This is a genomic window from Halomonas campaniensis (assembly GCF_002211105.1).
Classification (GTDB): Bacteria; Pseudomonadota; Gammaproteobacteria; order Pseudomonadales; family Halomonadaceae; genus Vreelandella; species Vreelandella campaniensis_A.
In genome coordinates this window covers 25,221-32,289 of sequence record NZ_JPUA01000024.1, presented here as the reverse complement: position 1 = coordinate 32,289, position 7,069 = coordinate 25,221, and the positions used below count along the sequence as shown (strand labels likewise).

Below are 7,069 nucleotides of genomic sequence, written 5' to 3'. Positions count from 1 at the left end.
GGCCCCTGCCAATGCCATTTGACCCGTTGCGGCGGTTGCACTAACACCCGCCATGCGGGCTAGCGCTGCTTGGTACAACACCGCTTGACGGGTGGCCGCCAATTTAGCAGCCGTGGCAGTGCCGATCGCACCCGCGTAGCGGCCTGCCATCACTACCGCAACACCGGTGCCTGCATCTTTAACGGTATCGAGAATTTCAGCAGCACCGCCCATTTCATCGACCCACTCACTGGCGGTTTGTAGGCCGGTGGTCATGGCGGGCACTAGCTCAGAGGCCACCTGACGGGTCACGCCGGTGGCCACGGCTTGGAATCGGGCCATTTCATCGTTATAACCCGCCATGGCATTGGCGGTGTCCTGGCTGATGGTCAGCCCCAGACGGTCGGCTTCTTCGCGCATGGCGCGAATGGCATCGGCTCCCTGGTTAGTTATCTGCAACAGCCCAACGCCTTCGGTGTCCCACAACTTCATGGCTAAGGCGGTACGGTCGGCTTGGCTTTCAACCTCTTCAAGCGCGACGGCGATGCGTTCAAACTGGTCTTCAGGGGCCAACTGGTTCAGTGCTTTGGCGCTGAGGCCTAGCGCCTCTAGCGCGTCTTTGGCGGCTCCCGTGCCTTGCGCGGCTTCAGATATACGGCGTGTTTGACGCTGCCACGCGGTCGTTAGGTTGCTAAACTCGACGCCGGAGAGGCTAGCGACATGGTTGTACTGACTAAGCGCTTCAACGCTCGCACCAATCCGCAAGTTGGTTTTTTGTAGCTGATCGGCATAGTCGATCTGGCCTTGCAGCGCTCGCGTGGCAAACATACCTGCCAGCGCTGCCCCAACGGGAGCCGCCAAGCGGCGTAATACCTGAAGTTCACGCCCCACCGTACCTGCTTGACGCTCAACACCTGCGAGTGAGCGTTCAGCACGCCCCCCTTCACGCTCAGTGGTACCCCCAAACGCCTGCACTTCACCCTGCGCATTGCGCAGGGTGCCTGTGAGTTGGCGGCCATCGCCAGTGAGGGTAACGCTAAGCGTTAGATTGTTCGCCACGGTGTTTCCTTCTAACGGCTAGTTGCGGGGTTGGTTCATGACGCTGAGCGCGCCGCGTTCGATTAACTGCACTTGATCCAGCCGCTCAAGTTGTTGCTCTGGTGGAAGCTGGTAGAGGCTGAGCACGCTGATGATTGCCTGCAAATCCAGTGCTTCGCGGTGGCCATCCATTCCCCTGAACAGCCACTGACGGCAGCAGCGCAGGAATATCTCAAGGGCGTCCCAGTTTTCGGGCAAAACCTCGAACTGATCCGGCTCGGCTGCTGCTGCCTCGGCTTCTTCGGCCAGCTCCCCGGCCAGCGTGATCCCCAGTGCAGCCACATCTTCTTTAACCAGGTTGGGCTGGGCCGTGCTGGCCTCAGCCCAATGCACTCCAGCCTCTAGAAGATTCGCGGTTGGTTCTTTTTTCGGATACTCGTTTGGTAAGCGCTCTGGAGTGCGGCGCAAATGGCGGAGTCGTTCTTGGCGGCATGTAGCAGCTCGTCGCCTTCTAGCGCTTTGCCGTCTTTATCTGTCAGGCGAATCTCTTCCACACCTACCAGCACTTGGTCTAGCAATGCGACATCGGCCCCAGAGTTGCGTAGCTCATCTTCTGGGACGACTTTGAAAACGGCCTTGAATTTACCGCTAATCTCTTTACCTTCTTCGTCATAGATGGTCAGAGGGACGGGGTATTTGTAGGTGCGACTTACGTTGACTGTGAACACGGGTAGTTCTCCTGGTGATAACTGATCGTTAAAGGCTGTTTAACGGCTGGTTACTTGATTGCTAAGGGCTTTCGACTAACGGTGTGCCAACAACGATGGTCACTTCGTCGTTACCGTCGACCGGCTGAGGCATATAGTTGATCGTCAACATCTGTTTGCGCTTCACAGCGCTATAGGTCGGCGACTCAATACCGATGCTGGGCATGTAGAACGTGATCATCTCGGCGGGCGTTTTGCCGTGGGTGAGCTTGAGCGGGCCAGTTTCAGCATTCTGGTGAACCGCGAAGTAGTCCTTCACGCCGACGCCGGGATCTTCGATCTGGAATGAACCGGAGGGGCCGCGCCCGTTGATTTCGACATCCGCACCACCGACCACCTCGGACATGTGCTCAACCTGAGTGCTCATGTTGAGAGAGAACTGACTGAACGGGGCGCTGACACCCATCAGGCTCAGGTTCTCGGAATTCGTACTGTTGACCGTCAATGCATCCCGCCACTGAGACAGCGTGACGTTGGGCAGCTCCGCTGCTGTAACAGGGCTAATTAGGCCGTACAGCGTGAAGCGAATCACAGGAGTGGCGTTACCGTTAAATGTGAACTCCGGGGTGCCGTGCGCGCCGCGCCCCTTATGCAGGTTGCCGTCCATGTGGGCGAAGAACACACACGAGTCTTCGTCATCGGAGACAGGGCTATAGATGACACGCTCGCCCACTTCAATGACTTCGCTCCAGCCGCATGCGCGCAGCATCTTGCCCCACGGTGGCGGTGTGCCCAGCTCGCCGCTAGTGTTCGCCTCAACTTCAACCACCACCTGAATATGCTTTTCGCCAGGCGCCTGCTTTGCATTGCCGTAGTAGGGGCGCACAAAGTTGCGATCGATGTTTTTACCGGCCAGTGGTGTGGTGGTAATTTCACGCGCCAGAACAGCATCACTGGCCGCATCCGGCGTGGTGGTGCCATCGTTGTATTCACTCTCTAGGGCGACGATGAGCGCCCGGCGGTTTTCTTTCATGCTCACGGTTCTTTCTCCTACCACCGGTATTCGGTGGTGAACACGTCGACCCAGAAAAGGGCGTGTGATTTAAGGGCTAGGATTTGGCCGCGCTTCCATTTAATAGGGATGTCACAGCCCGGTGGTAACCAATTGATCAAGCTGTCCAGCGTTGGATCGCGTAGATTCGCCAACTCATCATCGGTGTTGCCCAGCGGTAAGTTTCGACGCTGGATACCGCTCACCAGCAGTATTTCTGGCTTTACCCAATGCTCGGCACCGTTGTTCATGTCCACGTGATCCACATTGTCACGCCCTAACACCAGCATCAGGCTAGGAAATTCCTTGGTGCTCTGGGCAGCTTCGACATCCGCTGCCATCTGCACCTTGGGTATGCCTTCCAGGGCGTTTAGGCGTTCGACAAAGGGCGTGAGCCTGAGCAGCATTACTTGGCCTCGTTGCCTGGTTGCTCTTCAATGGCAACTGCCTTCGGTGGCGGTGTTGCCTTCTCCATCACCATGGCGGGATCGCGGGCAATGGCTTTGTAGGCGCTGCCGCGATCATCCAGCGTTAGGTACTTCCAGGCGTTGTCGAAAATGACGCCACACACCTGGCGTTTTACACCGGGTGATTTCGTCTTCACACGCACCGAGACGGCTTCACGGGGGCGTGGTTTCTCTTCCTTCTCAGCGCTTTTATCAGTCGCTGCTTTAGTGGTCTGTTTGGCACTCATGATCTGTGTTCTCCGATCGTGGCGGGGCTAGAAGCCACCGCCGTTAAACACCTGGCGGCCGGACTGCATTTGCACGCTGCCCGCGCTGCTTGCTGCCGGGCCGGTCGAGATGCCGAGCTTGACGGTGCCGTTGGCAACGCGAACCAGGAACTTCACCGCATCGTCGTAGCGCTTTTGCACCTGCTCACTGGCGTGTTCGTCATAGAGCCGGTAACGGGCGATATCGCACGCATAGGCCGTGATGATGCGCGTTACGTTTGCGAGCGGTACGGTGTAACCCGCAGCGCTGACATAGCCGTCGATCTCACCGCCAGCGTCGTCACAGGCACGCTCGACAACAGTGGTATCAATTGCTGTGCCGCTTTCATCGCGTGCGAGTGCGAGCAGCTCGTTTTCGCCGAAGCGCTCAATAAGATCCGCTTGCGTGCAGTAGGGCATGGGTTAGGCCTCCGGTTCGCTGGTCGCTTCATCCAGCGACAAGTTGCAGTTGGTCACTTGCAAGGCCGGGTCTGCGAGCAGTTGCTCCAACTGCTCTTGGCTCAGCAGCTCCAGCGCAATGCTGGTGCCCTCGCGATTGAAGCGGAAGCCAGCGCGGCGGCGGCTTTTGATCCGGCGCTTGGTACGAACGAAAACGCCTGGTATTTCCTCCATCGGCGGCAGCGCGTTGCCGGTGCCTCCGCCCGAGACGGTATTGCCCTGGATCTCGGTCGGCTGTGGAGCTGCTGCTGGCTCAGGATTGGCCGCTACGGCGTCTGCCGGTGTTTGCGCTTCCGGTACCGGCGCGTCTTTGGCTTCAGTCGCCTCTGCTGTTGATGCCGCCTCTGCGTTTGCCTGTGCGTCCTGATCAGTGTCAGGTGCTACAGCATCGGCTGGCGTTTCCGGTGCCGGTTCGGCTTTCGGCTCGGTCGCTTCCGCTTTTGCCGGGGCTTCCTGTTTTGCCTTGGTCGCGGTGGTTTTACGTGTTGCCATGGTGGTGCTCTCCGTTGCGCAGTACCTGGCTAAGCAGGCACTGCGAAGTGCGGTTTAACGTGCCGTTAAGCGCTGGTTAACCAGGGGTTCAGCACCAGGGTCGAGGTGTTGGCCCACTTGTTGGTTTCACCACCGGTGGTGAGCTGGTTTTGCAGCACGGCACGGGCAGCCCCTTCCATGCTGTTGGGCACCATGGTGTGCGAGTGGCGCAGGGCCAGCGGGCGGCCATGGTCGCCTTTCATCTTCTGCAACGCTTGGCGTGCCAGCTCGTAGTTCTCGGCGTTAAACGGCTGACGAGAGCGCACCGCTAGCTGCCACAAACCAGGGCCAGCATTCACACGGGCATCCACGCCGAACATGAAGTTGTCACTCATGAACACTTGTGTGTCGTTGAGATCGGTAATAGCGCGGAAGTTGTAATCACGGCGGCGCTGAAAAACGATTGGCTTGATCACGCGGGTCAGATCCATCACGTACCACGCATCACCGCTGCCACCCATGTCGTTGGAAACCGAGACTTCACTACCCGCTGTATTCAGCACCGGGTGATCGGCATCAAACAGCGGCTGACCGTCATAGCACTCCGGGTTGGCTTCCAGCACCTCAACGCTAAGTTCGTTAGGGTGTTCGCGGCTGGAGCGGCCAAACTCTTCAAACACAGGGCCATAGAGGCCGTAGGTGTCGTCTTCGATAACGTCGCGGGAGACGCCTTCGGTCAGCTCGAACTTGCGGTTCTTGAGGCTGAATGCGGCACCTTCCAGCGAGTGGATAACCCGGTCGCCTAGCCATTCCCGCATGCGCGGTAGTGACTTAAGGAACGGGTAAACTTCAACAGCGGTGGTCGACGGAACGATGGTGCAGAACTGTTCATACAGCGCACCCTGTTCTCCCATCGAGCTAAAGCCCTGCTGGAAGTTGGTGTTATAGGCCTGGAACAGCACCCGTAAATTTGCGGAAGTAAGATTCATGTAGGCAGTCCTTATCAGGCGCTAGCGGCAACGCCGTTAGTCGGGTCGATGTTGACCCACACGCCGTATTCATCGACGTCGTCGACGAGGCCAGCGGGGGAGCGAGTGTCTGTGCCGTTAGTTTTGGCGACGGTCTGATCATCAACGATGAAACAGGCCTTGCCGATATCAGCCAGAGTGATCTCATCGGCACCGGCGGAATTCGAGAAGCGGAAGTTGCCGCGAGACACTTCAACGGGCTGGTCGCCATCAGCGCCTTCCGTGTTGTCTTGGTAGTACTCAAACACACCAACAGCGGTTAAGCCGGTGGCGGTAGTGCCTGGCTCGCCATACCCGCCGCTATTAATCACGGCGATGGTGCCTGCGAAGCACTCAGCACCAGCAGCGACTAATAGGCCGCGAGACAGGCCTCGGCGGTGAGCGGTTTTTCGGTTCTGGGTTGCAGCGGTCACGGTGTGATCCTCTTGCCTGTTGGGTTAGTGCGCCTGTTTATGCAGCGGGTACGGGGTTCGCCTTGCGATACGCTTCCGGCGAGATATCCATGCCTTTGCAGACTGCTAGCTCTGTTTCGGTCAGCTTGTCGTCGCCTTTGGTCTCAGCACCTTCCGGCGCTTTGCCTTGGGTCTGGGTGGTTTTCAGTGCTGCGATGCTGGGCGCGCCGTCCAAATGCGCTTTACAGGCGGCAATGCCCTGGGTGCGTAACCAGTCCGCCGTTTTTTTGCCGGGGATGCGGCCATCTTCCAAGCCTTCCTTGATCAGTGCGTCCAGCTCAGCGGTGTTGCTGTTGGCTTTCAGGGCCGCTAGCTGCTGGGTGGTTTCTTCATAAACGTCTTTGGGCACGTACTGGCTCATATCCGCTGGGGCGGTGGCGCTGGATGCTTTAAGGGCGGCCACGGCTTCCGCTGGCTTCGCGTCGTCTTTGGCACCCAGTGCTGTGCGGAAGGCGGCGGCATCGGCGGCGCTAGCTTTCAGGGCAGCAAGGGCGGTGTCGATCTGTTCGTCGGTGGCCTCGGCAGCTAGGCCGAGCTTGGCAATTAGTTTTTCGCGGTCCACGGTGTTCTCCTTTGGGGGTGTCGCTTCAGAGGCACCGCGCCCGGCTCGGGCGGCGGCGAGTTCAGTAATGGCGGTGTCGATGGCTGGGGTGTTAGTCAGCGCGACATGCAGAAGATCGAGCACGGCGCCGGTCTCGGCGTCGTAGGGAAAAACGGGGGAAAGGTAGCGGTAGCTGTCGGCGTCGATAGCTGCACTGGCGGCGGCTGTCCACGCCACTTGGCCGTAAAGACCATCGGCGCGCCATTCGAGCGAGCGCGGGTCAATCCAGCCCGCTGCCGGTGCCGGTAAGCCGTTGCGTTCGGCCATGAGCGTTTGATGCTCGTAGTCGATGGGGATGTCGGTAGAGCGTGCGGCGGCAAGAGCGATGATGGCTTGGGCACCGGTGGCATCCAGTTGCCAGGGGCCACTGCCGGTCATCGCTCCACGGGGCGCGTTAAATTCTCCGGCTGGAATCAGGCGGGTTTTGCCGTCGTCTCGGGATACACGCAGCGCCAACGCCGCGATGGGGGCGGTGTGACTGGCCGCGCAAACGGCGATGGGGTGAGGTGCTGCGGTTCGGGTTTTCATGCCCCCAGTATCGAGCGGATACCGGGGGGATTGGATTTAAAGC

The 7,069-nt window shown here is 59.1% G+C and carries 11 protein-coding genes; all 11 read right to left on the bottom strand.

Features of this window, described 5'->3' with window-relative positions:
• Positions 1-1,038: hypothetical protein (locus tag JI62_RS08350; RefSeq protein WP_170938511.1), on the bottom strand; the 1,038-nt coding region annotated here is incomplete at its 3' end.
• 18 nt (positions 1,039-1,056) lie between these two features.
• On the bottom strand, positions 1,057-1,410 hold the full coding sequence (locus JI62_RS08345) for a DUF1799 domain-containing protein (protein WP_170938510.1): 354 nt from the start codon (positions 1,408-1,410) through the stop codon (positions 1,057-1,059).
• An 8-nt stretch (positions 1,411-1,418) separates the two neighbouring features.
• Positions 1,419-1,745 (bottom strand): hypothetical protein, encoded by a 327-nt coding sequence (locus JI62_RS08340; RefSeq protein WP_088699720.1) that lies wholly within the window; start codon positions 1,743-1,745, stop codon positions 1,419-1,421.
• Between the two features lie 61 nt (positions 1,746-1,806).
• Positions 1,807-2,757: a phage tail tube protein gene (locus JI62_RS08335; RefSeq protein ID WP_088699719.1), complete on the bottom strand. Its 951-nt coding sequence runs from the start codon at positions 2,755-2,757 to the stop codon at positions 1,807-1,809.
• A 17-nt stretch (positions 2,758-2,774) separates the two neighbouring features.
• Positions 2,775-3,182 (bottom strand): phage tail terminator protein, encoded by a 408-nt coding sequence (locus tag JI62_RS08330; RefSeq protein WP_088699718.1) that lies wholly within the window; start codon positions 3,180-3,182, stop codon positions 2,775-2,777.
• A complete protein-coding gene (locus JI62_RS08325; RefSeq protein ID WP_088699717.1) occupies positions 3,182-3,469 on the bottom strand; it encodes a hypothetical protein in 288 nt (95 codons plus the stop codon). Before JI62_RS08325 ends, JI62_RS08330 begins: the two co-directional genes overlap by 1 nt.
• Positions 3,470-3,496: 27 nt before the next feature.
• Positions 3,497-3,907 (bottom strand): gp436 family protein, encoded by a 411-nt coding sequence (locus JI62_RS08320; protein WP_088699716.1) that lies wholly within the window; start codon positions 3,905-3,907, stop codon positions 3,497-3,499.
• Between the two features lie 3 nt (positions 3,908-3,910).
• Entirely contained in the window at positions 3,911-4,438 is a 528-nt protein-coding gene (locus JI62_RS08315; RefSeq protein ID WP_088699715.1) for an HI1506-related protein, read from the bottom strand.
• Positions 4,439-4,503: 65 nt separating this feature from the next.
• Entirely contained in the window at positions 4,504-5,406 is a 903-nt protein-coding gene (locus JI62_RS08310) for a Mu-like prophage major head subunit gpT family protein (RefSeq protein ID WP_088699714.1), read from the bottom strand.
• 14 nt (positions 5,407-5,420) lie between these two features.
• Positions 5,421-5,858, bottom strand: coding sequence for a hypothetical protein (locus tag JI62_RS08305; protein WP_088699713.1), 438 nt, complete (start codon positions 5,856-5,858; stop codon positions 5,421-5,423).
• A gap of 37 nt (positions 5,859-5,895) precedes the next feature.
• Positions 5,896-7,026: a phage protease gene (locus JI62_RS08300; protein WP_088699712.1), complete on the bottom strand. Its 1,131-nt coding sequence runs from the start codon at positions 7,024-7,026 to the stop codon at positions 5,896-5,898.
• Between the last annotated feature and the right edge of the window lie 43 nt (positions 7,027-7,069).

Excerpts from the sequence above, each read along its gene's own strand:
- JI62_RS08325 (WP_088699717.1), bottom strand. The coding sequence starts at position 3,469 with ATGAGTGCCAAACAGACCACTAAAGCAGCGACTGATAAAAGCGCTGAG.
- JI62_RS08315 (WP_088699715.1), bottom strand. The coding sequence starts at position 4,438 with ATGGCAACACGTAAAACCACCGCGACCAAGGCAAAACAGGAAGCCCCG.
- JI62_RS08335 (WP_088699719.1), bottom strand. The coding sequence starts at position 2,757 with ATGAAAGAAAACCGCCGGGCGCTCATCGTCGCCCTAGAGAGTGAATAC.
- JI62_RS08310 (WP_088699714.1), bottom strand. The coding sequence starts at position 5,406 with ATGAATCTTACTTCCGCAAATTTACGGGTGCTGTTCCAGGCCTATAAC.
- JI62_RS08300 (WP_088699712.1), bottom strand. The coding sequence starts at position 7,026 with ATGAAAACCCGAACCGCAGCACCTCACCCCATCGCCGTTTGCGCGGCC.
- JI62_RS08320 (WP_088699716.1), bottom strand. The coding sequence starts at position 3,907 with ATGCCCTACTGCACGCAAGCGGATCTTATTGAGCGCTTCGGCGAAAAC.
- JI62_RS08330 (WP_088699718.1), bottom strand. The coding sequence starts at position 3,182 with ATGCTGCTCAGGCTCACGCCCTTTGTCGAACGCCTAAACGCCCTGGAA.